At 71.7% G+C, this 21,670-nt stretch carries 22 protein-coding genes and 2 pseudogenes; 12 read left to right on the top strand and 12 right to left on the bottom strand.

The annotated features are described in order from the left end of the window. Positions 1 to 125: 125 nt before the first annotated feature. Positions 126 to 830, top strand: a complete 705-nt coding sequence (locus JT1_RS10000; protein ID WP_068325715.1) for a L,D-transpeptidase family protein — start codon at positions 126 to 128, stop codon at positions 828 to 830. A 166-nt stretch (positions 831 to 996) separates the two neighbouring features. Further along, entirely contained in the window at positions 997 to 2,196 is a 1,200-nt protein-coding gene (locus JT1_RS09995) for an acyl-CoA dehydrogenase family protein (RefSeq protein WP_068325713.1), read from the top strand. Between the two features lie 53 nt (positions 2,197 to 2,249). Here JT1_RS09995 and JT1_RS18700 read toward each other — a convergent pair whose 3' ends face one another. Further along, positions 2,250 to 2,738, bottom strand: a complete 489-nt coding sequence (locus JT1_RS18700) for a DUF7586 domain-containing protein (RefSeq protein ID WP_218005582.1) — start codon at positions 2,736 to 2,738, stop codon at positions 2,250 to 2,252. After that, positions 2,675 to 3,616, bottom strand: a complete 942-nt coding sequence (locus JT1_RS09990) for a serine hydrolase domain-containing protein (protein ID WP_218005581.1) — start codon at positions 3,614 to 3,616, stop codon at positions 2,675 to 2,677. The genes JT1_RS18700 and JT1_RS09990 overlap by 64 nt, the downstream gene beginning before the upstream one ends. Positions 3,617 to 3,695: 79 nt before the next feature. Here JT1_RS09990 and JT1_RS09985 point away from each other — a divergent pair, with 79 nt between their 5' ends. The 3 genes from JT1_RS09985 to JT1_RS09975 all read left to right on the top strand — a co-directional run bounded on the left by JT1_RS09985 (position 3,696) and on the right by JT1_RS09975 (position 6,189). Next, positions 3,696 to 4,283 carry a YflT domain-containing protein gene (locus JT1_RS09985; RefSeq protein WP_068325711.1) on the top strand — a complete coding sequence of 196 codons (588 nt, stop codon included), beginning with the start codon at positions 3,696 to 3,698 and terminating at the stop codon, positions 4,281 to 4,283. 18 nt (positions 4,284 to 4,301) lie between these two features. Continuing rightward, entirely contained in the window at positions 4,302 to 5,042 is a 741-nt protein-coding gene (locus tag JT1_RS09980) for a PIG-L deacetylase family protein (RefSeq protein WP_068325709.1), read from the top strand. A gap of 160 nt (positions 5,043 to 5,202) precedes the next feature. Beyond that, entirely contained in the window at positions 5,203 to 6,189 is a 987-nt protein-coding gene (locus tag JT1_RS09975) for a hypothetical protein (protein ID WP_068325707.1), read from the top strand. Between the two features lie 115 nt (positions 6,190 to 6,304). Here JT1_RS09975 and JT1_RS18935 read toward each other — a convergent pair whose 3' ends face one another. The 3 genes and pseudogenes from JT1_RS18935 to JT1_RS19155 form a co-directional block, all read right to left on the bottom strand. Next, positions 6,305 to 6,469 carry an HNH endonuclease gene (locus JT1_RS18935; protein WP_255218343.1) on the bottom strand — a complete coding sequence of 55 codons (165 nt, stop codon included), beginning with the start codon at positions 6,467 to 6,469 and terminating at the stop codon, positions 6,305 to 6,307. 39 nt (positions 6,470 to 6,508) lie between these two features. Next, a pseudogene (locus JT1_RS18930) lies at positions 6,509 to 6,793 on the bottom strand (DUF222 domain-containing protein); the annotation flags it as partial. 64 nt (positions 6,794 to 6,857) lie between these two features. Further along, positions 6,858 to 7,118, bottom strand: a pseudogene (locus tag JT1_RS19155) (DUF222 domain-containing protein); the annotation flags it as partial. A gap of 752 nt (positions 7,119 to 7,870) precedes the next feature. On the opposite strand from JT1_RS19155, the gene JT1_RS09960 reads away from it, so the two are divergent. Next, the gene (locus JT1_RS09960) at positions 7,871 to 8,386 is read left to right on the top strand and encodes a SigE family RNA polymerase sigma factor (protein ID WP_068329011.1); all 516 of its coding nucleotides are present in this window, start codon (positions 7,871 to 7,873) and stop codon (positions 8,384 to 8,386) included. Continuing rightward, positions 8,383 to 9,450, top strand: coding sequence for a hypothetical protein (locus tag JT1_RS09955; RefSeq protein ID WP_068325700.1), 1,068 nt, complete (start codon positions 8,383 to 8,385; stop codon positions 9,448 to 9,450). The genes JT1_RS09960 and JT1_RS09955 overlap by 4 nt, the downstream gene beginning before the upstream one ends. Before the next feature lie 8 nt (positions 9,451 to 9,458). Here the strand turns inward: JT1_RS09955 and JT1_RS09950 are convergent, their stop codons facing one another. Both JT1_RS09950 and JT1_RS09945 read right to left on the bottom strand, forming a co-directional pair. Then, the gene (locus JT1_RS09950) at positions 9,459 to 10,556 is read right to left on the bottom strand and encodes a MaoC family dehydratase (protein WP_255218303.1); all 1,098 of its coding nucleotides are present in this window, start codon (positions 10,554 to 10,556) and stop codon (positions 9,459 to 9,461) included. A 58-nt stretch (positions 10,557 to 10,614) separates the two neighbouring features. Beyond that, positions 10,615 to 12,117 (bottom strand): aminopeptidase P family protein, encoded by a 1,503-nt coding sequence (locus JT1_RS09945; RefSeq protein WP_068325698.1) that lies wholly within the window; start codon positions 12,115 to 12,117, stop codon positions 10,615 to 10,617. Positions 12,118 to 12,255: 138 nt separating this feature from the next. Between JT1_RS09945 and JT1_RS09940 the strand changes: the two genes are divergently transcribed. From JT1_RS09940 to JT1_RS09920, 5 genes are all read left to right on the top strand, one after another. Beyond that, a complete protein-coding gene (locus JT1_RS09940) occupies positions 12,256 to 12,966 on the top strand; it encodes an SDR family oxidoreductase (protein WP_068325696.1) in 711 nt (236 codons plus the stop codon). Further along, a complete protein-coding gene (locus JT1_RS09935; RefSeq protein ID WP_068325694.1) occupies positions 12,963 to 13,841 on the top strand; it encodes a 3-hydroxyacyl-CoA dehydrogenase family protein in 879 nt (292 codons plus the stop codon). Before JT1_RS09940 ends, JT1_RS09935 begins: the two co-directional genes overlap by 4 nt. Continuing rightward, on the top strand, positions 13,838 to 15,385 hold the full coding sequence (paaZ, locus tag JT1_RS09930; RefSeq protein WP_068325692.1) for a phenylacetic acid degradation bifunctional protein PaaZ: 1,548 nt from the start codon (positions 13,838 to 13,840) through the stop codon (positions 15,383 to 15,385). Before JT1_RS09935 ends, paaZ begins: the two co-directional genes overlap by 4 nt. Before the next feature lie 120 nt (positions 15,386 to 15,505). After that, on the top strand, positions 15,506 to 17,002 hold the full coding sequence (gene boxB / locus JT1_RS09925; protein WP_068325690.1) for a benzoyl-CoA 2,3-epoxidase subunit BoxB: 1,497 nt from the start codon (positions 15,506 to 15,508) through the stop codon (positions 17,000 to 17,002). Next, positions 16,999 to 17,544 carry a GNAT family N-acetyltransferase gene (locus JT1_RS09920; protein WP_068325688.1) on the top strand — a complete coding sequence of 182 codons (546 nt, stop codon included), beginning with the start codon at positions 16,999 to 17,001 and terminating at the stop codon, positions 17,542 to 17,544. Before boxB ends, JT1_RS09920 begins: the two co-directional genes overlap by 4 nt. 28 nt (positions 17,545 to 17,572) lie before the next feature. Here the strand turns inward: JT1_RS09920 and JT1_RS09915 are convergent, their stop codons facing one another. From JT1_RS09915 to JT1_RS09895, 5 genes are read right to left on the bottom strand one after another with little or no spacing between them, the layout of a single operon-like run. Next, complete coding sequence (locus JT1_RS09915) at positions 17,573 to 18,421, bottom strand: PaaX family transcriptional regulator (protein WP_218005580.1); 849 nt, start codon at positions 18,419 to 18,421, stop codon at positions 17,573 to 17,575. A 12-nt stretch (positions 18,422 to 18,433) separates the two neighbouring features. After that, positions 18,434 to 18,847, bottom strand: coding sequence for a RidA family protein (locus JT1_RS09910; protein WP_068325684.1), 414 nt, complete (start codon positions 18,845 to 18,847; stop codon positions 18,434 to 18,436). Then, on the bottom strand, positions 18,844 to 19,635 hold the full coding sequence (locus JT1_RS09905) for an SDR family NAD(P)-dependent oxidoreductase (RefSeq protein ID WP_068329006.1): 792 nt from the start codon (positions 19,633 to 19,635) through the stop codon (positions 18,844 to 18,846). Before JT1_RS09905 ends, JT1_RS09910 begins: the two co-directional genes overlap by 4 nt. Next, on the bottom strand, positions 19,635 to 20,462 hold the full coding sequence (locus JT1_RS09900) for an enoyl-CoA hydratase family protein (RefSeq protein ID WP_068325682.1): 828 nt from the start codon (positions 20,460 to 20,462) through the stop codon (positions 19,635 to 19,637). The genes JT1_RS09905 and JT1_RS09900 overlap by 1 nt, the downstream gene beginning before the upstream one ends. A 10-nt stretch (positions 20,463 to 20,472) precedes the next feature. After that, a complete protein-coding gene (locus JT1_RS09895; RefSeq protein ID WP_068325680.1) occupies positions 20,473 to 21,663 on the bottom strand; it encodes an acyl-CoA dehydrogenase family protein in 1,191 nt (396 codons plus the stop codon). Positions 21,664 to 21,670: the final 7 nt, after the last annotated feature.

Genomic DNA, 21,670 nt, shown 5'->3' with positions numbered 1-21,670 from the left:
CCGGTGTGGAAACCCTGTGGTTCCCACGCCGGCGAGCGCTATGTTTTCCTCCACCACCGCGCAACCGAGCGGACGTCCCGGGCGTCTGAGCCGGTACCAGCGCCCACTTCATCCAGGGGGAAACCATGGACAGCATCTCGCTCGATCGCCGCGACCTCTTCCGCGCCGCTGCCGCCACCGCCGTCGCCGGCGGGCTCGTCGTCACCGCCGGGGAGGACGCCCGCGCCGCTCGGCCCAGGACGCTGCGCCAGGGTGACACCGGCTGGTGGGTCCAGAACATCCAGCGACGCCTACTCGCCGCGCGCTTCTGGCTGCGCCGGGCGAACGGCGCCTTCGACGACACGACCCAGCAGGCCGTCATGGCCCTGCAGAAGGCGCACGGCCTGAGCCGTGACGGCATCGTCGGCCCCGACACGTGGGCGGCGATCTACAACCCGAGGACCCCCCGCCCGCGCACCCGCTCGGCCTGGGAGATCGACAAGACCCGCCAGCTGCAGATCGTCGCCCGCTGGGGCTGGGCCCAGTGGGTCTTCAACACGAGCACCGGCAACGGCGAGCGCTACTGGTCCTCCGCCTCCGGCCGCTACCTCTACGCGACCACGCCGTCGGGTACCTTCCGCTTCTACCGTCGGGTCAACGGCATGCGCATCGCCCCGCTCGGCGAGCTGTGGCGCCCGATCTACTTCAACGGCGGCATCGCCATCCATGGGTCCCCGTCCATCCCGGGCTACCCGGCCTCGCACGGCTGTGCCCGCCTGAGCAACCGCGCCATCAACTACATCTGGTGGAAGAACCTCGCCCCGAACGGGCGCGTGGTCAAGGTCTACTGACCCCGCACGGGCGAAGGGGGGAGAGCCGCGACTCTCCCCCCTTCGTCGTCCTCGGGGGCGGCGACCGACGTGGCCCAGCCCACCATGGACACCACGGCGTCCCGGGCGAGGTGCTGGGATACTGGCGCAGATCCCTGTTCCCCCGACGCAACGAGGTAGCACGCGCATGTCACGACTGCAGACGACCGACGGACTGACCGAGGAGCAGGTCGACCTGCTGGGCCTGGTCAAGGAGTTCGTCGACGAGCAGATCATCCCGGTGGCCCAGGAGCTGGAGCACGCCGACGAGTACCCGCAGAAGATCGTCGACCAGATGAAGGAGATGGGGATCTTCGGCCTGATGATCCCCGAGGAGTTCGGTGGCCTCGGCGAGTCCCTGCTGACCTACGCGCTCTGCGTCGAGGAGATCGCGCGCGGCTGGATGCCCGTCTCCGGCATCATCAACACCCACTTCATCGTGGCGTACATGATCCTCAAGCACGGCACCGAGGAGCAGAAGCAGCACTACCTGCCCAAGATGGCCACCGGCGAGATCCGCGGCGCCTTCTCGATGAGCGAGCCGGGCCTGGGGTCCGACGTCGCCGGCATCAAGACCAAGGCCGTGCCGGGCGAGGGTGACGAGTGGACCATCACCGGCCAGAAGATGTGGCTGACCAACGGCTCCACGGCCAACCTCGTCGCGGTGCTCGTCAAGACCGACCTCGGTCACGACGGTGCGCACAAGAACATGACGACCTTCCTCATCGACAAGACCGAGGGCTTCGGCGAGACCGCCCAGGGCGTCACCGTCCCCGGCAAGATCGAGAAGATGGGCTACAAGGGCGTCGACACGACCGAGCTCATCCTCGAGGGCCACAAGACCTCGACCGGCCAGATCCTCGGTGGCGAGCCGGGCAAGGGCTTCTACCAGATGATGGACGGCGTCGAGGTCGGCCGCGTCAACGTCGCCGCCCGCGCCTGCGGCCTGGCGATGCGCGCCTTCGAGCTCGGTGTCGCCTACGCGCAGCAGCGCGAGACCTTCGGCAAGAAGATCGTCGACCACCAGGCGATCCTCTTCCGCATCGCCGACATGGCGAGCAAGGTCGAGGCCGCGCACCAGCTGATGGTCAAGGCCGCCCGCCTGAAGGACAAGGGCGAGCGCAACGACCTCGAGGCCGGCATCGCCAAGTACATGGCGGCCGAGTACTGCGCCGACGTCGTGGGCCAGTCCTTCCGCATCCACGGTGGCTTCGGGTACTCCAAGGAGTACGAGATCGAGCGGATCTACCGTGAGGCCCCGATGCTGCTCATCGGTGAGGGCACCGCCGAGATCCAGAAGATGATCATCGGCAAGAGCATCCTCAAGGACTACCCCGTCAAGGGCTGAGTCCGCACGCCCCACGGCCGGTCACCCCTCGGGGTGGCCGGCCGTGACGCGTCTCAGGCGATCGGCCAGCCGCCCGCGTCCATCCCTCCGGGGATGACGGCGCCGGGCTCGTACGGGCGCCGGGTGAGGACCCAGGTGCCGATGTCGAGGTGGGTCGGGTCGCCCTGCGCGTCGCGCACCACGCGCATCGTCTCCCCGCGGAAGTAGTCCGCCAGCCCGACCCACGTGTCCTCGCCCGCCGGGCGGAAGCCGCTCGTCGGCAGCATCCCGGAGACGTGGTCGAGCCGGAGCCTGCCGTCCGGCAGCACCCGCAGGGTGCCCTCGGAGGTGCCCCAGAACCATGTGCCGGTGAGGGCGAGCAGGTCGGCCGGGACGGACGCCTGCGGGGTCCAGACGTCCGGCAGGACGGGCTCGCACGCGTCGAGCACGTCGAAGGGGTCCTCGACGTCGGTCACGGCGGTGGGGGTCGTGCAGTTCATCAGCAGGACGTGGCCGGTGCGGGTCTCCCGGTGCACGCGCACGCCGGCCTGGAAGCCGGGCATCGACCCGCCGTGGCCGACGAGCCGACGCCCCCGCTCGCGCCAGGTCTCGAAGCCGAGACCCTTGGCGACCTCCCGTCGCCCGGCCCGGTCGCCAGGGCGATCGGCTCGCACATCTCCTCGAGCGAGTCGGCCGATATGACGTCGCCGGTGTCGCCGGCGACGAAGGCCGCCCAGCGGCCGAGGTCGGGCACCGTCGACCAGAGCTGGCCGGCCGGCCCCATCGCGCGGGTGTCCTGCACGGCCTCGCTCAGGAGCACGTCGGCGTGCGGGTGGACGGCGTACCCGGTGGCGGAGGGCGTCACGGGGGCCGCCCCCGTGCGGGTCATGCCGAGCGGGGCGAGGACCTCGTCCGCGACGACCTCGTGCCACGCGCGACCGGTGAGCCGCTCGACGAGCTCCCCGAGCACCGCGAAGCCGAGGTTGGAGTAGTGCACGAAGCGCCCGGGCCGCTCCTGCGCCGCACCGGCCATCGCTGCGCGCAAGCCCTCGCGGTCGGTGCCGGGGGAGCGCTCCCACCAGGCGCCCGCAGGTTCGGCAGCGATGCCTCCCGTGTGCGTGAGCAGCGCGGCGATGCTCCGGTCGGCGAAGGGGGTCCCCGGCACGTGGTCGCCGACCGGATCGTCCAGGCGGAGCCGACCGGCGTCGCGCAGCCGCATCACGGCGACCGCGACGAAGGTCTTGGTGATCGACCCGATGCGGTACTGCACCTGCATCGGGTCGACGTCGGGAGCGAAGCCGCCTCTCGCACAGGCGTGCACGAGCGCGCCGTCGCGGACGACGGCGGTGACGAGCGAGGGGATCCGCCCACGGGCCTGGCGGACGGCGGTGATCCGGTCCAGTCGTCGGGTCGTCGCGGGCAGCAGCTGCGGGCCGGTCATGTCTCGACACCCTGCCAGACCCCCTTCGTCCCGTCGTGGGCCATTATGCCGCCGCGCGCCGGGGTGGGACAATCGGGGCATGAGCACCCAGCCGCAGATGTCCGCCCTCCTCGAGAACCAGCTCGGCCTCGACTACCCGATGTCGCTGGGGACGTACGACAGCTACCGCGAGGCGCAGCGGGCCGTCGACTACCTGGCCGACAACGAGTTCCCGGTGCAGGACGTCATGATCGTCGGCACCGACCTGAAGCAGGTCGAGCGCGTGCGCGGGCGGCTCACATCGGGCAAGGTCGTGCTCGGCGGCGTCCTCTCCGGCATCTGGATCGGTGTCTTCGTCGGCCTGATCTTCGCGATGTTCGAAGGGGGCGAAGGCCTCCTCGTGCGCATGATCTCGACGATGGCCATGGGCGCCGTCTTCGGGGCCGTGTGGGCGTGGCTGGGGTACCGCTCGACAGGTGGCCAGCGGGACTTCACCTCGGTCAGCCAGGTCGTCGCCTCCCGGTACGAGGTGCTGACCGAGCACAAGCACGTGCAGGCGGGCCGCGAGCTGATGACGAAGCTGGACCCGATGCGCGCCGCGCAGGAGCGGCTGCGCCGCAACCAGGAGCAGGCGCGCGCCGAGCACGAGCGGCAGCAGCAGCGCGGGGGTACCGACCCGGTGGCCTGACCCGTTAGCGTCAGTGCCATGAGCACGCAGCCCGAACTGGCCGTCCTCGACGAAGACACCTTCGACTCCGTCCTGTGCGTCGTCGCGCATCCCGACGACATCGAGTACGGCACCGCCGCCGCGGTCGCCAGGTGGACGGCGGCGGGCAAGCGGGTGCGCTACTTCCTCCTGACCCGCGGTGAGGCGGGCATCGACACCATGGACCCGGTCGACGCCGCCCCCGCGCGCGCCGACGAGGAGCGCGCGGGCGCCGCGGTCGTCGGCGTCGAGCAGGTCGAGTTCGGCGACCACCAGGACGGGGTTGTCGAGTACGGTCTGCCGCTGCGCCGCGACATCGCCGCGGCGATCCGGCGCGCCCGGCCCGACCTCGTCATCGGCACGACCTTCGACATCGCCTTCGCCGGCGGGTTCCTCAACCAGGCCGACCACCGCGCGGTCGGTCTCGCGACCGTCGACGCCGTCGCCGATGCCGGCAACCGCTGGATCTTCCCCGAGCTCGTCGCCGACGGGCTCGAGCCGTGGAACGTCAAGATGCTCGCGATCGGCGGCAGCCAGCGGCCCACCCACTACGTCGACGTCACCGGCCACCTCGACGACGCGATCGAGTCCCTCGAGGAGCACCGTCTCTACAACTCGGCGCTGCCCGACGAGTTCCCCAAGCCGCCCGAGCTGCTCGGCCGCATCCTCGGCGGTGGTGGCCAGGCCGTGGCCGACCCCGCGGTCGAGCATGCCCTCCTGCTCGAGGTCTACCCGAGGTAGCGGAACCCGTGCTCCCCGCGCTGCGTCCGAGGACCATGACGAAGGGAGCGACCGTGCGAGGTGTCGTGTGGGCGGGTGCGGTCGCCCGGGTCCGGACACGGGGCTGCGGCACCGACCTGCTGGCGGCTTGGAGGTCCGGCCGGTGGGAGGGGGTGACGCGATGAACGGGATGGGGACCGGGGGGGCGCTGCGGCTCGGCGCCGTGATCGCCGCGGGGCTGGCCGTCGTCGTCCCGGCCGGGTCGCGAGGGGACCCATCGCCCGTGCCGCTCACGTGCCCGGCGGCGTACACGGGCGATGAGCACGTGCCGAGCGGGTGGACGGGGCTGCTCGGACGCACGGGTGACCCGGACCTGCCGAGGGTCCACGGCCCGTCGGGCTTCGACCCCCACGACACGCTGGCCCCGCGCCGCACGCCGACCCGGGTCCTGGTCTGCAGCTACGCAGCCGGCCCCAACAGCGACATCACCCCGGCGCCCAACCCGCTGACGAGCACGTGGGAGGTGCAGGACGGGCTCGCCCAGGTGGCCACGGACCTCTCGTCGGTCCACGCGGAGGACGCGGAAGGGTGCACCGACGCCGGCGGCGACGTCACCCGGCAGCTCGTCGGTCTCGAGTACGACGAGACCGCCGTGTGGGTCTCCGTGACCGACGAGCCCAACGGGTGCATCCCGGCCTCCAACGGCAGCTTCCGCGGCAGGGGCGGGATCGGGCACCTCGTTGCGGAGGCGGTCGACGAGCGGGCCTGGGTGCACCCCACGCACGGACGCCGCCGGGTGTGCGGCGAGCCCATCGCGGACGGTCGGGACGAAGGGCGGACCGCGCTCGTCCCCGGGACGCCGAGCCGGGTGGCGATCTGTCGGTCTGACGACGAGGCGGCCGGGACCTTCGGCGTCCAGAGCGGGCTGCGGGGGCAGCTGCTGACGGAGCTCGCCACGCTCGACACCCGACCTGCCTCGGGCGAGGTCCCTGCCTGTGGCGAGGGCTCACGGCAGTACGACCTCGTGCTGCGGTACGGCCGCGGCGCCGACGTGGTGATCCGGGCGAGCATCGGGTGCGACCGCGACGAGGTGGGCAATGGTGACCTCGTGGCGACGGCGACCCCCGGGCTCGCCGCGCTGCTGGAGACCGCGACCACGCACCCGTGAGGTGGGGCAGATGACCGTCTGGGCGGAAGGCGGCGTGCCTGTGGCCCGGCCTGTGGGGGCCGGGTCCGGAGCCCTTCGAGGCTCCTTCGTCGCACCTCAGGACAGCGCGTGGTCGCTAGGTGTGCCAGGTGACGCCGCGGGGGGTGGTGGTGGCGGTGAGGTCGTGTTGGTGGACGTGGGTGTGGTGGCGTTCGCAGAGGAGGGCGGCGTTGGACAGGTCGGTGGCCCCGCCTCGTGCCCAGTGGGTGATGTGGTGGGCGTCGGTCCATTGCGGGGGCATGGTGCAGCCGGGGTAGGTGCAGCCGCCGTCGCGCAGCCACAACGCTTTGCGTTGGCCGGGGGTGAACAGTCGGGTGGTGCGGCCGAGCTCGAGGGGTTCGTGGTCGGTGCCCAGGATCGCGGGGATGATCCCGGCGGTGCAGGCGAGCTTGCGGACGGTGGTGGGGGTGAGGACCTGCCCGGTGGCGGTCAGGCCGCCGGCGTGCCCCCCCGCTGGGAGGGTCGAACGCGCTGGTCGGGACTCCGAAGGCCCGGCCGGTGGCGTCGGGGGCGTGGCCGGGCAGGTCCTGCCCGCAGGCGACGCAGCAACCGTCGGTGACCGCACTGGCGAGGGCGTGGAGGCTGATGGTCACCAGGATCTGGGCCTTGTCGGCCCGTGGGACGCCTTCGGGGGCGGCGACGCCGCGGCTGATGATCGACAGCAGCGCGTCGGCGCGGCGCCGGGCAGGGGTCCGCTCGTCCGGGGCGCCGTCGGGCCCTTTGACGGGTGCGGCCAACGCGGCCAGCGCGGCGTCGACGATGGCGGCGCCCTCGGGGTCGAGGTCGACGCGGTAGCGGGTCATCCCGCACGGGCCGGGGGCCTTGGTCAACGAGCGGGAGGCCTTGGCTGCGGCGTCCTCGTCGTCCAGGTCCTGCTCCGGGCGCAGCATCCGCCCGGTCTGGGTGATCGCGGCCGCGAGCTTCTTCTCGTCCAACCCGCCGACCCGGTCGGTGACCCGCCCTCCGGGGCCGGAGGTCACGACCTCGTCACGGGCGACCCCCAGCAGGATCCCCAGGTCCTCCTCGAGGAGGACCGGGTCGGCGACCCGGCGCACCGACTCGTGGAAGCGCACCAGCTGGTCGGCCTTGCCCAACGGCAGACGACCCTCGGAGACCGCGGCCCGCACCTCCTGCGTGGCCGGGCCTGCCGATGCCACCCGCACCACCTGCGCGACGTGCTGGGTCGAGGGGCGGGGCGCGCGGCGCCCTTCGCTGACCCCGACCCAGTCGTGCGCCGACCACGACGACTCGCCCGGCAGGCCCCGGCAGATGCCCTCGGCGACCAGCGCGACCTCGGCCGACTCCAGCAACTGACGCGCCTGCCCGATCGCCGACAACGCGTCCGCGATCTGCCCGTCAGCGGCCTGCCAGGCCGTGGACTCATCCGTGTACAGCAGCGCGCGCACCGCGTCCCGCAGGCCCGTCACGAGGCCCCGATCGCGGTACTGCACGTCCCCCACTGACATGACTCGATCATACGTTCGATGATGTGCATCACACGAGACTGACACGCCGTGTGGACAAGAACCTGCGATCGCGGGGTCTGTGGACCGGACCTGGGCTGCGCCGCGCATCCGGTGGTGCGACCGCGGCAACCGAACCGCCGGCCCAACCGGTATACCTCGTGGAGGAGGTGACCGACGTGCGCGAGCCAGAGGGTCTGCGCGAGTTCGTCGAGGCGAGCTCGCCCTCGCTGCTGCGCACGGCGCGTCGTCTCACCGGCGACGAGCACCTGGCCCACGACCTCGTCCAGGCGGCGCTGGCGCGGTGCTGGCCGAAGTGGGAGCAGATCCGCGACCGTTCGCCCGAGGCCTACGTGCGCACGACGATGGTGCGGCTGCAGGCGTCGTGGTGGCAGCGCCGATGGCGCGGCGAGGTGCCGACCGAGGTCCTCCCGGACGCGGGTTCGCTCGGCGGCGAGGAGGCCGTCGCCGACCGGGACCTGCTGGGTCGAGCGCTGCAGCTCCTGCCGGTCGGGCAGCGCCAGGTCGTCGTGCTTCGCTACGTCGAGGACCGCTCCGTCGACGAGGTCGCGGCCCTGTGCGGGATCGCGTCCGGCACCGTCAAGAGCCAGTCGGCCAAGGGCCTGGCCGCGCTGCGCCTGCTCCTCGACGACGAGGGACGACCGGCCCACGACGACGAGGAGGTCGCGCGATGAGCGAGCACGAGCTGGAGGAGCAGCTGCACCGATGGGGCGAAGGGGGGTCCGCCCACCGCGACGAGCCGGTCTCCTTCGCCGGGGTGCGGGCGCGCGTGCAGCGCCGTCGGCGCCAGCGCCTGGTGGGTGTGGCCGCCGCCGCTGCCGTCGCCGTCGCGGTGCCCTTGGGCTGGGCGGCCGTCGCCGGGACCGGCGGGGCGTCGACCGCTCCGGCGACGGAGCTCGACCGGCCGGCGTGCCCGCAGAAGGCGCCGCAGCGCAGGGGCGGTGGGCTGGGCGCGCCGACATCGTCAAAGGTCGATCCGGGAGCGCTCGTCCCGGACGGCGAGGTTGTCGCGGTGACGGTGTGCCGGTACGACAAGGTGCGCTTCGGCCGACAGACGACGTCGGCCCTGGAAGGTACGCGAACCCTCGACCACGATCTCGATGCCCTCGTCGCTGACCTGCGTGAGGTGGCCTCCTTGGAGGACGTCCAACGTGGAGGATGCCTGATCGGGTCGGCTTCCACGCCCTACCTCGCCCGCCTCGACTACCCGGACGGTCACGCATGGATCGCGGCGGGGGAGGACAACACCTGTGGGTACGCGTTCCGCGACACGACGAACGGTGTCGAGGTCTTCGACCACGTGGGCCACGAGCTTGCCCAGGCGTATCGCGATCGGGCATGGCCGGGCCTGCGTGGCTCGGCCTGCGAGGCGCCGACCGCCCTGCGGCGCGGCCAGGCCGACCAGCTGGTCCCGGGCGACCCGGTCGAGGCGACGGTCTGCTGGTCGGTGGGACAGGACGAGCGGCACGAAGAGATCGACGACGTCGACGCACTCGTCGAGGCGCTCCGAGCGGCCCCGGTGCGCGCCACCCACGACTCGAAGGGCCGACCCATCTCGGCCTGGAACGGCAGCTGTGGCTTCGGTGGCGACGAGCGCCAGCTCCTGCTGCGCTACGACTCCGGTCCCGACCACATGGTGTGGGTCCGGCCGCGCTGCCGTACGCAGCTCAACTCGGACTCCCTTCGGGCGCAGCTGACTCCAGAGCTGGCGACGATCCTCGGCGTCGACATCGACTGAGACCGGGCTCAGCGACGCGGCATGAGCACCGTGTAGTCGAGGTCGAGCACGACCTCGGGCAGGTATTTGCCGTCCTCACCCTTGTACGGGAAGTCCGCGCACGGGGTGTCCTTGGTCGCGACGGTGCGCAGGCGCAGCGCGGCGACGTCGGTGCGGCCGGGGATCTCGATGCGCTCGAGGACCTCGGACCAGGCGTAGACCGTGTCGCCGGCGAAGGTCGGGTTGGCGTGCGCGCCGGCGTTGATGGCGGCGATCATCTGCCCGTTGGCCAGGCCGTTGAAGGACAGGCCGCGGGCGAGGCTGATGATGTGGCCCCCGTAGATGAGCCGGCGCCCGATCCTGGACGAGGACTGGGCGTGCTGGTTGAAGTGGACCTTCGCGGTGTTCTGGTACAGCCGCGTGGCGAGCATGTGGTCCGACTCCTCGATGGTCATGCCGTCGATGTGGTCGATCCGCTCACCCACCTCGTAGTCGTCCCAGAGGAAGGGGGAGCCCGCCAGCTCGACGTCGTAGTCCCGCCCGGTGAGGTCGAAGGGGACGAGCAGGTCCTCCGCCGCGACCGCACCCGGCAGGTCGGGGACGACGGCCTCGGGGGCGGGGGAGGACGGGTCCTGCTTGTGGACCATGACCCAGCGGACGTAGTCGACGACCATCTCGTCGTGCTGATTGACGCCGACGGAGTTGACGTAGACGACGCCCGTCCTGCCGTTCGAGTTCTCCTTGAGCCCGATGACCGTCGAGGTCGTCGTCACCGTGTCACCGACGTGCAGCGGCGCCCCGAAGCGCCCGCCCGCGTAGCCGAGGTTGGCCACGGCGTTGAGCGAGATGTCGGGGACAGACTTGCCGAAGACGAGGTGGAAGGCGAGCAGGCTGTCCACGGGCATCCGCTCGAAGCCCATCGACTTCGCGAAGGTCGACGCGCTCGTCGCCGCGAAGCGCGAGCCGTAGAGACCTACGTACAGCGCGATGTCGCCGTCGGTCACCGTCCGCGGCGTGGCGTGCCGGATCTGCTGACCGATCGAGAAGTCCTCGAAGTAGTTGCCGGGGACCGTCTTGGTGGACATGATCGGGGCCTTTCGGTCGACGAAGGGGGATGCTGCGGTCATCCTCCCCCTTCGTCCCGGGCCGCGACGGCCGGTCCGGCTGTTGGCCCGGCCACACCACTCAGCGGGCCTGGACGTCCTTGATCCAGGCCTCGATCTCGTCGGCGGCGTGCGGCCAGCCACCGGAGAGGTTCAGGTGGCCGTCCGGCGTGACGACGACATCGTCCTCGAGGCGCACGCCGATGCCGCGGAAGCGCTCGGGGACCTTGAGGTCGTCGGCCTTGAAGTACAGGCCGGGCTCGACGGTCAGCACCATGCCGGGCAGCAGCTCGGCGTCCGAGTACTCCTCGCGGGTGGCGAGCGCGCAGTCGTGGACGTCGATGCCGAGGTGGTGGCTCGTGCCGTGGACCATCCACCGGCGGTGGTACTGGCCGTGCTCGGTGTCGAGGGTGTCCTCGACGGAGACACCCTCGGGGAGCAGGCCCCACGCGTGCAGGTGCTCGGCGATGACGCGGATGGACGCGGCGTGGATGTCGGAGAACTTCGCGCCGGGCCGGACCGCCGCGATGCCGGCCGCCTGGGCCGCGACGACGGCCTCGTGGATCTCGCGCTGGGCGTCGGTGAAGGTGCCGCTCACCGGCAGCGTGCGGGTGATGTCGGCGGTGAAGAGCGAGTCCATCTCGACGCCGGCATCGAGGAGCAGGAGGTCGCCGTCCCGGACGTCGCCGTCGTTCTTGATCCAGTGGAGCGTGTTGGCGTGGTCACCGGCGGCGCAGATCGAGTCGTAGCCGACCCCGTTACCCTGGTGGCGGGCGTGCAGGCCGAACATCCCCTCGACCCAGCGCTCCCCGCGCCCCCGCTCGGCGAGCGTCGGCAGCTCCCGGATCACGGCCTCGAAGCCGACGCGGGTCGCGTCGACCGCGGCCTGCATCTGCTCGATCTCCCAGTCGTCCTTGACCATGCGCAGGTGCGACAGCGCGTGCGCGAGGGCGGCGTCGCCCTCGGCGAGCGTCTCCTGCTCCGCACCGCCCTGGGTGCGCACGGTGTCGAGGCGGGCGGTCAGGTCGCGGTCGGCGTCGCGGACGAGGCGCACGGTGACCTGCCCCGCGTCCTTGCCGACGGCGTCCTCGAGCTGGTCGACGTGGCGGCCGGTGAGGCCGAGCTCGTCCTCGACGTCCTCGATCGAGGGGCGCGCGCCGACCCAGAACTCGCCGTAGCGGCTGTCGGCGAAGAACTCGTCGGAGTCGCGGGGCGCGAGCGGACGGAAGTAGAGGACCGACTCGTGGCCGGCGTCGTCGTCGGGCCCCCCGAGGGGCTCCATGACGAGGACCGCGTCGGGCTCGCGGTCGGCACCCAGCCCGGTGAGGTGGGCGAAGGCGGAGTGCGGCCGGAAGACGTAGTCGCTGTCGTTGCTGCGGACCTTGAGCCCGCCCGCGGGGATGACGAGGCGCTCGCCGCGGTGGGCGGCGGAGACGGCCTCGCGACGCACGGCTGCGCGGGTGGCGGCCTCGGTCAGCCCGGTCCGGTCCTGCAAGCGCGGCGCCCAGTCCTCGGCGACGAAGGCCCGGAACTCGTCCGTCGTCGGCCGCTTGCGGTTCTCTGCCTGCTGCTGCTCCTCGCTCATCGGGACATCGTCTCACCACGCGCGACGCAGGACGAAGGGGACGGGGCGCGACCCCCTTCGCCGGCGGAAGTTCTACACGACTACTAGCGTCGCGACATCGATGTGTGGCATGTTGGTCGACGACGAAGGGAGTCGACGATGACCACTGCCCTGGTGCTGGGCGGAGCCGGCGGGATCGGCGCCGCCGTGACCCGCCGCCTCGCGGCCGACCACGACGTGACGATCACCCACCACGGCCACCCCGAGCGCGCGGACGCGCTCGTCGCGGAGCTGGGGGAGCGGGTGCGCTCGATCGCAGCGGATGCGACGACCGAGGAGGATGTGGTCGCGGCCTTCGACGCGGCGCAGGAGCGTGGTGAGCTCACCGTCGTCGTCGACTGCGTCGGCGGCTGGGACTACCCGCGGATCACCGAGCTGACCCGCGAGCAGATCGACGCCTCGCTCTCCCTCAACCTCGTCTCCGCCCTCCTCGTCCTGCGCGAGGCGACCGCCCGGGTGGCCGACGGCGGACGCATCGTCATGGTCTCCAGTGCCGCCGCCCGGGTCGCCCCGGCACGGCAGAGCACCTACGCCGCGGCCAAGGCGGGGCTCGAGGCCGCGAGCCGGGTCGCCGCGAAGGAGGTCGCCGGGCGCGGGGTGACGGTCAACGTCGTGCGCCCCGGCGCCACCGACACCGAGTACCTGCGCTCGATCACGAGCGACAAGGCCATCGACGCGATGGCCGCGAGCAACGCGATGCGCCGTCTCGGCACCCCCGAGGACATCGCGGGGGCGATCGCGCTCCTGCTCTCCCCGGACGCCGGGTGGATCACCGGCGACATCATCGACGCCACGGGAGGCCTGGCATGACCGACGGACACATCCCCGACCGGACCGGGGTGGTGGGCGGTGGCCAGATGGGCGCCGGCATCGTCCACGGGCTGCTGCTCGCCGGCAGCGAGGTCGTCCTGCTCGAGCGCGACGACGCGGCGGCGCAGGGGGCGGTGGCGCGGGTCCAGCGCTCCTGCGACAAGAGCGTCGAGCGGGGCAAGATCGCCGACGCGGCCGAGCCCATGGGGCGCCTCACGACGACGACCGATGCCGCCGACCTCGCCGGATGCGGCCTCGTCATCGAGGCCGTCCCCGAGGACGAGCAGCTCAAGCGCGACACCCTCCAGCGCGTCGAGGCGGTCATCGCCGACGACGCGGCGCTGGCCACCAACACCTCGAGCATCTCGCTCGACGCGCTGGCGACCTCCCTGCGCCACCCCGAGCGACTCCTCGGGCTGCACTTCTTCAACCCCGTGCCCGCGAGCCGTCTCGTCGAGATCGTCATCGCGACGGCGACCGACGAGGTCTGGCGCGAGCGGGCGGTCGAGTGGGTGCGCGAGGGCCTGGGCAAGACGCCGGTCGTCGTCGCGGACTCGCCGGGTTTCGCCAGCAGCCGTCTCGGTGTCGCGATCGGCCTCGAGGCGATCCGCATGCTCGAGGCCGGCGTCGCGTCGGCGGAGGACATCGACGCGGCCATGTCGCTCGGCTACGGCCACCCGATGGGCCCCCTTCGCCTCACCGACCTCGTCGGCCTCGACGTGCGTCTGGGCATCGCCCGCTACCTCGAGCGCGAGCTCGGTCCCCGATTCGCCCCGCCGCAGCTGCTCATCGACCTCGTCGAGCAGGGCCACCACGGCCGCAAGACCGGACGCGGCTTCTACGACTGGAACGACCCCAAGGAGCAGACAGCATGAGCGAGACCCTGCAGAGCTATGTCGCCGGCCGATGGGTCGCCGGCAGCGGTGAGGGCCGCGAGGTCCGTGACGCCGTGACCGGCGAGACCGTCACCCGGGTGACGAGCGAGGGCATCGACCTCGGCGCCGCCGTGGCCCACGCCAGGACGAAGGGGGGTCCCGCCCTGCGTGCGATGACCTTCCACGAGCGGGCCGCCGCGCTCAAGGCCGCCGCGGCCGCGGTGCAGGAGGGCAAGGACCGGCTCTACGAGCTGTCCGCCCGCGCCGGCTGCACGACCCGCGACGCGGCCGTCGACGTCGACGGCGGCATCGGTACCGCGATGGTCTACTCCTCGCTGGGCCGCAAGGGGCTGCCGGAGGGCACCGTCATCGTCGAGGACGACTTCATCCAGCTCGGCAAGGAGGGCGTCTTCGGCGGGCGGCACGTGCTGACGAGCCCGCACGGGATCTCGCTGCAGATCAACGCCTTCAACTTCCCGGTGTGGGGCATGCTCGAGAAGCTGGCGCCCGCACTCCTCGCCGGCGTGCCGACGATCGTCAAGCCCGCGACGCCGACGGCCTACATCGCCGTCGAGGCGGTGCGGATGATGGTCGAGTCCGGGGCGCTGCCCGAGGGGGCGCTGCAGGTCGTCGCCGGCTCGATCCCCGGGCTCTTCGACGAGCTCGGCGGCCAGGACCACATCGGCTTCACCGGCTCCGCCGACACGGCCGCGAGCCTGCGCGCGGATGCCGCGGTGACGCGTCGCTCCGCGCACTTCAACGCCGAGGCCGACAGCCTCAACGCCTCCGTCCTCGGCCCCGACGCGGCGCCGGGCGAGCCGGAGTTCGACCTCTTCGTCAAGGCGCTCGTCACCGAGATGACGGTCAAGGCGGGGCAGAAGTGCACGGCCATCCGCCGCGCCCTCGTCCCCGCCGAGCGGGTCGACGCCGTCGCGGAGGCCGTCGCGCAGCGGCTGGGCGGCATCGGCATCGGTGCGCCCGGTGCAGAGGGCGTCCGGATGGGCGCGCTCGTTGGCACCGCCCAGCGTGACGACGTGCGCGATGCCGCCCGTCGCATCGCCGGGGCCGGCACCGTCGTCTTCGGCGACGTCGACCGCGTCGACGTCATCGGCGCCGACGCCGAGCGGGGGGCCTTCATGTCGCCCGTCCTCGTGCGGGTGGACGACGCCGACCGCAGCGAGCCGCACGAGGTCGAGGCCTTCGGCCCGGTCAGCGCGCTCATGGGTTACCGCGACCCCGAGCACGCCGTCGCGCTGCTCGCCCGGGGCGAAGGGAGCCTCGCCGGCTCCGTCGTGTCGGCCGACGCCGACTTCGTGACCCAGGTGGTCACCGGTGCGGCCCCCTTCCACGGCCGCGTCCTGGTGCTCGACCGCGACAGCGCCCCGGAGTCCACCGGCCACGGCACGCCCATGCCGCAGCTCGTCCACGGCGGTCCCGGCCGCGCCGGCGGCGGCCAGGAGGAGGGCGGCCTGCGCGCCGTCCACGCCCACCTGCAGCGCACCGCCGTGCAGGGCAGCCCGGCCGTCCTGGGCCGGCTCGGCTGAGGCGCGGGGGACCCCCTTCGTCCCCCGCTCGGCGAAAAACGTTCGACAAACTCTTGTCGTACCGACAGATAGCCTGTAGAACATAAGTGACCTCGCAGTGACGCGACCCAAGGAGATGGCATGACGACCACCGACGACCGCATCGGCTCCGCTCCCGACCCCTCGGGGCCGACGAGCCCGATCGACTACAGCCAGCGGATCCCCAACAACGTCAACCTCAACGACAACCGTCGCCTGCAGCGCGCGCTCGAGGGCTGGCAGCCGAAGTTCCTCGACTGGTGGCGCAACCTCGGCCCCGAGCTGCCGACCAAGGACGTCTACCTGCGCACCGCGGTCGCGGTCGGCCGCGACGGCTGGGCGCACTTCGAGCACGTGCCGATGGAGGAGTACCGGTGGGGCATCTTCCTCGCCGAGGGCGACCCGGACCGCACGGTCAACTTCGGCAAGCACAAGGGGGAGAAGGCCTGGCAGGAGGTCCCCGGTGAGTACCGGGCCGACCTGATGCGCCTCATCGTCATCCAGGGCGACACCGAGCCGGCCTCCGTCGAGCAGCAGCGGGTCCTCGCCAACACGGCGCCCTCGATCTACGACATGCGCAACCTCTTCCAGGTCAACGTCGAGGAGGGCCGTCACCTCTGGGCGATGGTCTACCTGCTCCACGCGTACTTCGGTCGTGAGGGACGCGAGGAGGCCGAGCAGCTCCTCAAGCGCAACTCGGGTGACTACGACAACCCGCGCATCCTCGGTGCCTTCAACGAGGAGACCACCGACTGGCTGCAGTTCTTCATGTTCACGTACTTCACCGACCGGGACGGCAAGTACCAGCTCGGCACCCTCAAGGAGAGCGGCTTCGACCCGCTGGCCCGCACCTGCGAGTTCATGCTCAAGGAGGAGGCCCACCACATGTTCGTCGGCACCACCGGCGTGCAGCGCACGGTGGAGCGCACCGCCGAGGAGATGGCCAAGCACGGCACCGACGACGTGTGGGAGCACGGCGTCATCCCGCTGAGCGTCATCCAGAAGTACCTGAACTTCCAGTTCTCCGTCTCCATGGACCTCTTCGGGTCGGAGCAGTCGACCAACGCGGGCAACTACTACACCTCCGGCCTCAAGGGCCGCTGGCAGGAGACCCGCCGCAAGGACGACCACACGCTGCTCGACGGCGAGCGGGAGATGTCCTACGTCGAGGACGGCGAGATCCGCACCAAGACGGTCCCGATGATCTCGGCGCTCAACCTCGACCTGCGCGACGAGTACGTCGCCGACTGCGCCAACGGCGTCAACCGGTGGAACCAGGCGCTCGAGGACGCCGGTCTGGACGAGCGCCTGTATCTGCCGCACGAGGGCTTCCACCGCCAGGTCGGCGTCTACGCCGGTCACCACGTGAGCCCCGACGGCGAGGTCCTGGACGACGCGACGTGGGAGGCCCGCAAGGACGAGTGGATCCCGAGCGAGGAGGACCGCGCCAAGGTCGCCGCCCTCATGGTCCCGGAGTACGAGCTCGGCAAGTTCGCCAGCTGGATCGCCGAGCCCCCGACGGGCATCAACGGCCAGCCGGTCGAGTACGACTACGTCCACCTCTACGAGCAGGGACTGCGCGAGGAAGGCCTGTCGTGACCTCTCTGACCTGGGAGCACGAGGCCCGACCCGTCTGGGACGCGGACAAGGCGCGCATCGCCGCCTCCGCCCCGGACGGTGCCCTCGTCCTCGACTTCGCGGACGGGGCCGAGCTCCCGGGCGACTGGTTCGTCGCCCGGGACGGCGCCGAGGTCGTCGGCCTGGGCGTCCTGGACACCACGTGGGGCGGTGACGCCGAGATCACCCTGGCCGTCGACGCCGCACGCCAGGGGCAGGGCGTCGGCTCCTGGGTCATGGAGCACCTCGAGCAGGAGGCCCGCTCGCGCGGGATCAACTACGTCTACAACACCGTCCCCGACGCCCACCCGCAGCGCGACGACGTGCACGACTGGCTCCTCGTCCGCGGCTACCGCGGCAACGAGGGCGACGCGTCGCTGCGCAAGCGGGTCGGTGCCGTGGAGGAGGAGGCCACGGCCGCGCCACGGTCCGTGCCGGCCACGACGGCGCCGCCGGCCGACTCGCGTTCGCAGGGTGAGGAGGAGAGCGGCGACTACGTCGACGTGGAGAAGCACCGCTACTGAGACGGCGCAGTACGAGCGCAGGTGTCGATCACCCGCGCACCTGCGGGTCGAAGGTCACCTCGGGAGCCTTCGTCGCGGCATGTCGGCGAGCGGGCAGCGCTATCCGGTCGCGCAGCTCGAAGAAGATGTCGGCGGCTTCGACCCCACGCCAGTCATCGGGTAGCAGGTCTCTCGGAAGTCCCGGATCGAGGTACGGGAGTCTGCGCCAGCTGGTGAGCAGCCCGACGTAGTCGACGAAGGCCGTGGCGTCGTCCTGGGTCGAATCCCTCCACGCATCCAGGGTCGATCGGTACGTCCCCACGATCTCCGAGTGCATCAGGTCCAAGGTCTCCAGGTCCCACCAGCGAGCCACCTGCTCGGGCAACGGGCGGAAGCCCAGGTGCTCGGACCGGAAGAGGTCGAGGTACTCCGCCAGGCCGGCCTCGTCGAGGGTCTCGCGGGTGAGACCCTCGACGTGAGCCGGCGCGATCCACGCGCCTGCCGAGACGGTGCCGAACCCCAGCTGGGTCAGCAGGCTGCGCAGCTTGTGTCGCTGGTCGCGCTCGGACTCGGGCACGCTGAAGACTGCGAGGAGCCACTGGTGGTCGCCCTCGGCTCGCGGCCGAGCGAAGATGCGCCGGTCCCCTTCGAGCAACACGTCGCGGGCCCGCTCGGAGAGTGTGTAGCCCGCGAGACCGTCCCACTTCTCGGGGACCAGGAGGCCGCGCTGCTTCAGCCGTGAGACTGCCGAGCGGACTGCCTGGCCGTCGACGCCCACCTCACCGAGCAGCTGGATCAACGACCGGACGCTCAGCCAGCCGCCGGTCTCTCGGGCGTAGAGACCGTAGAGGGTGAAGATCAGGGCGCGTGGGGGACTCGTCCCGAGGGTGCGCGTCACCTGCACCAGCCCCTACTCACCGGATCGGTCGGGCAGCTGGGCCACGCCCTGCACCTCCACGAGCGCCTCGACATCCCAGAGTCGGGCCACACCGATGCCAGCCATCGCGGGGTAGTGGGCTCCCACGAGACGCTTCCACACCCGACCGATGTCACGGGATCGTGCCTTGTAGTCGTCCATGTCGACGATGTAGACGGTCATCGACACGAGGTGCTCAGGTGTCCCGCCAGCGGCCTCCAGGGCGGCGAGGAGGTTGGTCAGGGCCCGCTCGAACTGCTCCACGACGTCGTCGCCGACGATCATCCCGTCCGCGTCGAGCGCGGTCTGGCCGGCGAGGTGGACCGTGGCCCCACCGGTCACGCGGACCGCGTGGGAGAACCCCGCGGCCGGCGCGAGGTGGGATGGGTTGATCCGCTCGGGACTCATGACTGGACTGCTCCTCCGTCGACGTTGATGCCTTGGGCGTTGATCGCGCCGTTGGCCACGCAGAGCGCCACGACGTCGGCGACTTCCTGGGCCGTCACCAGCCGCCTGATCGGCTGCTTGCGCTCCAGCAGCCGCCGGACCTCCTCCTGGGACCGGGCGCTCCGCTCGGCGATGTCGGCCACCGACTGGTCGGTCATCGGGGTGTCGACGTAGCCGGGGCACACCGCATTGACCGTCACCCCGGTGCTGGCGAGCTCGGCCGCGGCCGACCGGACGAGGCCGAGGACACCGTGCTTGCTGGCGGTGTAGGCCGCGACCTGCTTGTCGCCGACCTTGGCTGCGATCGAGGCGACCACGACGACCCGGCCCCACCCGCGCTCGAGCATGCCGGGCAGCGCTCGCCGCAGGCACCGGAACGGTGCGGTGAGGTTCAGGTCGAGCATGCGCTGCCAGTCCTCTTCGGTGGTCTCGGCCAAGGGGGCGCCGATGCCGTTGCCGGCGCTGAGCACCAGTACCTCCACCGGCCCCCAGGTCTGCTCGACGGTCCGGTAGGCCGCGTCCAGCTGCTCGCTGTCGGTGACGTCGGTGGGCAGGACCAGCGATTCCCCGGGCAGGGTGGCCGCGGCGTGGGTCAGGGCTGCTTCGCTCCGGGCGAGCAGCGCGACCCGCATCCCGTCGCGAGAGAGCCGCTGGGCAGCCGCGAGGCCGATCCCCGTGCTGGCCCCGGTGACCAGGGCGACCCGGCCGCTGAGCGGCCTGGTGGTGGTCTCGACTGCGCCGTCGCTCATCAGCGTCCCGTCCACTGCGGGGGGCGACGTGCGTTGAAGGCGGCGTGGAACTCGGTGTGGTCCTGGGTGGTCATCAGCAGTGCCTGCGTCGAGGCATCGAGCTCGACGGCCGCAGCGAGGCTCATGTCGAGCTCCCGGGTGATCAGCGACTTGGTCTCGGCGTAGGCCAACGTCGGACCGTCGGCCAGGCGTCGGGACAGGTCCTGGACCGCGTCGTCGAGCTCGGGGTCCTCGACCAGCCGGCTGACCAGTCCGTACCGGTCTGCGGTCTCGGCATCGATGGTCTCGCCCAGCATGAGCAGCTCGGTGGCGCGGCCCGCGCCCACGATCCGGGGGAGCAGGTAGGCGGCGCCCATGTCTCCTCCGGAGAGTCCGACCTTGGTGAACAGGAAGGCGAACTTGCCCGACCGGGCCACGACTCGGAAGTCGGCGGCCAGTGCCAGCACCGCACCCGCTCCGGCGGCGATGCCCTGGACGCCGACGACGATCGGGATCGGGCACTCTCGCATGGCCCTGATGACGTCGCCGGTCATCCGCGTGAACCCGATCAGGTCACGGGCGTCCATCTGGATGAGCTCGCCGATGATCTCGTTGACGTCCCCGCCGCCGCAGAAGCCCCTCCCTTCGCCACGGATGACGAGTACCGACACGTCCTCACGGGTGGGCAGCTCGTGGAGCAGGTCGCGCAGGTCGGCGTAGCTCTCGAAGGTCAGCGCATTCATCTTCTCCGGACGGTCGAGGGTCACGGTGGCGACGCCGTCGGCGACCTCGAAGCGGAAGTGTCGCCACTCCTGGGTGAACTCGGCTGATGCGCGGAATCGGGTCATCGCGTGCTCCTCATGGGCGCTCGTCGGTGTGGGTGGTCCGAGCCTCTCGGACGAGAGCTCGGCCGATGATGGTGCGTTGGACCTCCGAGGCGCCTTCGTAGATCCGGGGCGCGCGGACCTCGCGGTAGAGGTGCTCCAGCAGATGGCCTCGCTGCAGGGCGCGGGCACCGTGCAGCTGCACTGCCTGGTCGACGACCCGCTGAGCGGATTCGGTGGCGTACAGCTTGGCCATGGCGGCCGCCTTGGTGACATCCGCGGCGGGGGCCCCTGAGTCGTAGGCGGAGGCCGCCGCGCGGACCAGCAGTCGCGAGGCCTGGACCTGCGTGGCCATCTCAGCGAGTGCGTGGGACACCGCCTGCTGCTCGTGCAGCGGGCCGCCGTGGACCTCACGCTCGATCGACCAGCGGACTGCGCTCTCCAGCGCTGCCTGGGCCATGCCGACGGCGAAGGCGCCGACGCTCGGGCGGAAGAGGTCGAGGGTGCGCATGGCTACCCGGAAGCCCGCGTCGACCTCGCCCAGCACGTCCGCACGCTCCACCCGGACACCGTCGAAGGTGAGCCGACCGATCGCGTGGGGTGTCAGCAGGTCGAGGTGCTCGCCCCCGAGACCTTCGGCGTCGCCCGACACCGCGAAGGCGGTGACCCCCCTGGCGCCTGCATCGGAGGTGGTCCGGGCGAAGACGGTGTAGACGTCGGCCTCTGGCGCGTTGGAGATCCAGGTCTTCTCCCCGAACAGCCGCCAGCCGTCGCCATCCGGCTGGGCGCGCAGCGCAAGGGCCGCGGCATCGGACCCTGCGCCCGGCTCGGAGAGGGCGAATCCGGCCACCACCTCGCCGGTGATGACACCGGGGAGCCAACGCTCGGCCGTCTCGCGGGCGCCGGACTGGAGGATCGGGTAGCTGCCGAGCCCCTGCAGGGCGAGGGCGGTCTCGGCCGCGGTGTCCACGCCGGCGAGGGTCTCGCGCAAGACGCACAGCTGCATCGCTGCCGCATCGTGCGGGGCTTCCTCCGGCTCGCCTCCGAAGAGACCGCGGAGGAGGCCGAGGTCACCGAGCCGGCGGAGCAGTCGTCGGTCCACATGTCCCTGCTCGCCCGGCTCGTGGCTCTGCCGGAGGTCGCGGCCGGAGAAGTGGGTGCGCGCGAGGTCGCGAACGCGGTCGGCGTACTCGTGCTGATCAGCAGTCAGACCGAAAGACGTCATGACGGCG

It is taken from the genome of Janibacter terrae NBRC 107853 (genome assembly GCF_001591405.1).
In the GTDB taxonomy this organism is placed as follows: Bacteria; Actinomycetota; Actinomycetes; order Actinomycetales; family Dermatophilaceae; genus Janibacter; species Janibacter terrae.
Note: the sequence above shows the minus strand (reverse complement) of the source record. Positions and strands in the feature narration are given on the sequence as shown.

Excerpts from the sequence above, each read along its gene's own strand:
- JT1_RS10000 (WP_068325715.1), top strand. The coding sequence starts at position 126 with ATGGACAGCATCTCGCTCGATCGCCGCGACCTCTTCCGCGCCGCTGCC.
- JT1_RS09995 (WP_068325713.1), top strand. The coding sequence starts at position 997 with ATGTCACGACTGCAGACGACCGACGGACTGACCGAGGAGCAGGTCGAC.
- JT1_RS18700 (WP_218005582.1), bottom strand. The coding sequence starts at position 2,738 with ATGCCCGGCTTCCAGGCCGGCGTGCGCGTGCACCGGGAGACCCGCACC.
- JT1_RS09990 (WP_218005581.1), bottom strand. The coding sequence starts at position 3,616 with ATGACCGGCCCGCAGCTGCTGCCCGCGACGACCCGACGACTGGACCGG.
- JT1_RS09985 (WP_068325711.1), top strand. The coding sequence starts at position 3,696 with ATGAGCACCCAGCCGCAGATGTCCGCCCTCCTCGAGAACCAGCTCGGC.
- JT1_RS09980 (WP_068325709.1), top strand. The coding sequence starts at position 4,302 with ATGAGCACGCAGCCCGAACTGGCCGTCCTCGACGAAGACACCTTCGAC.
- JT1_RS09975 (WP_068325707.1), top strand. The coding sequence starts at position 5,203 with ATGAACGGGATGGGGACCGGGGGGGCGCTGCGGCTCGGCGCCGTGATC.
- JT1_RS18935 (WP_255218343.1), bottom strand. The coding sequence starts at position 6,469 with ATGCCCCCGCAATGGACCGACGCCCACCACATCACCCACTGGGCACGA.
- JT1_RS09955 (WP_068325700.1), top strand. The coding sequence starts at position 8,383 with ATGAGCGAGCACGAGCTGGAGGAGCAGCTGCACCGATGGGGCGAAGGG.
- JT1_RS09950 (WP_255218303.1), bottom strand. The coding sequence starts at position 10,556 with ATGACCGCAGCATCCCCCTTCGTCGACCGAAAGGCCCCGATCATGTCC.
- JT1_RS09945 (WP_068325698.1), bottom strand. The coding sequence starts at position 12,117 with ATGAGCGAGGAGCAGCAGCAGGCAGAGAACCGCAAGCGGCCGACGACG.
- JT1_RS09940 (WP_068325696.1), top strand. The coding sequence starts at position 12,256 with ATGACCACTGCCCTGGTGCTGGGCGGAGCCGGCGGGATCGGCGCCGCC.
- JT1_RS09935 (WP_068325694.1), top strand. The coding sequence starts at position 12,963 with ATGACCGACGGACACATCCCCGACCGGACCGGGGTGGTGGGCGGTGGC.
- paaZ (WP_068325692.1), top strand. The coding sequence starts at position 13,838 with ATGAGCGAGACCCTGCAGAGCTATGTCGCCGGCCGATGGGTCGCCGGC.
- boxB (WP_068325690.1), top strand. The coding sequence starts at position 15,506 with ATGACGACCACCGACGACCGCATCGGCTCCGCTCCCGACCCCTCGGGG.
- JT1_RS09910 (WP_068325684.1), bottom strand. The coding sequence starts at position 18,847 with ATGAGTCCCGAGCGGATCAACCCATCCCACCTCGCGCCGGCCGCGGGG.
- JT1_RS09905 (WP_068329006.1), bottom strand. The coding sequence starts at position 19,635 with ATGAGCGACGGCGCAGTCGAGACCACCACCAGGCCGCTCAGCGGCCGG.
- JT1_RS09900 (WP_068325682.1), bottom strand. The coding sequence starts at position 20,462 with ATGACCCGATTCCGCGCATCAGCCGAGTTCACCCAGGAGTGGCGACAC.
- JT1_RS09895 (WP_068325680.1), bottom strand. The coding sequence starts at position 21,663 with ATGACGTCTTTCGGTCTGACTGCTGATCAGCACGAGTACGCCGACCGC.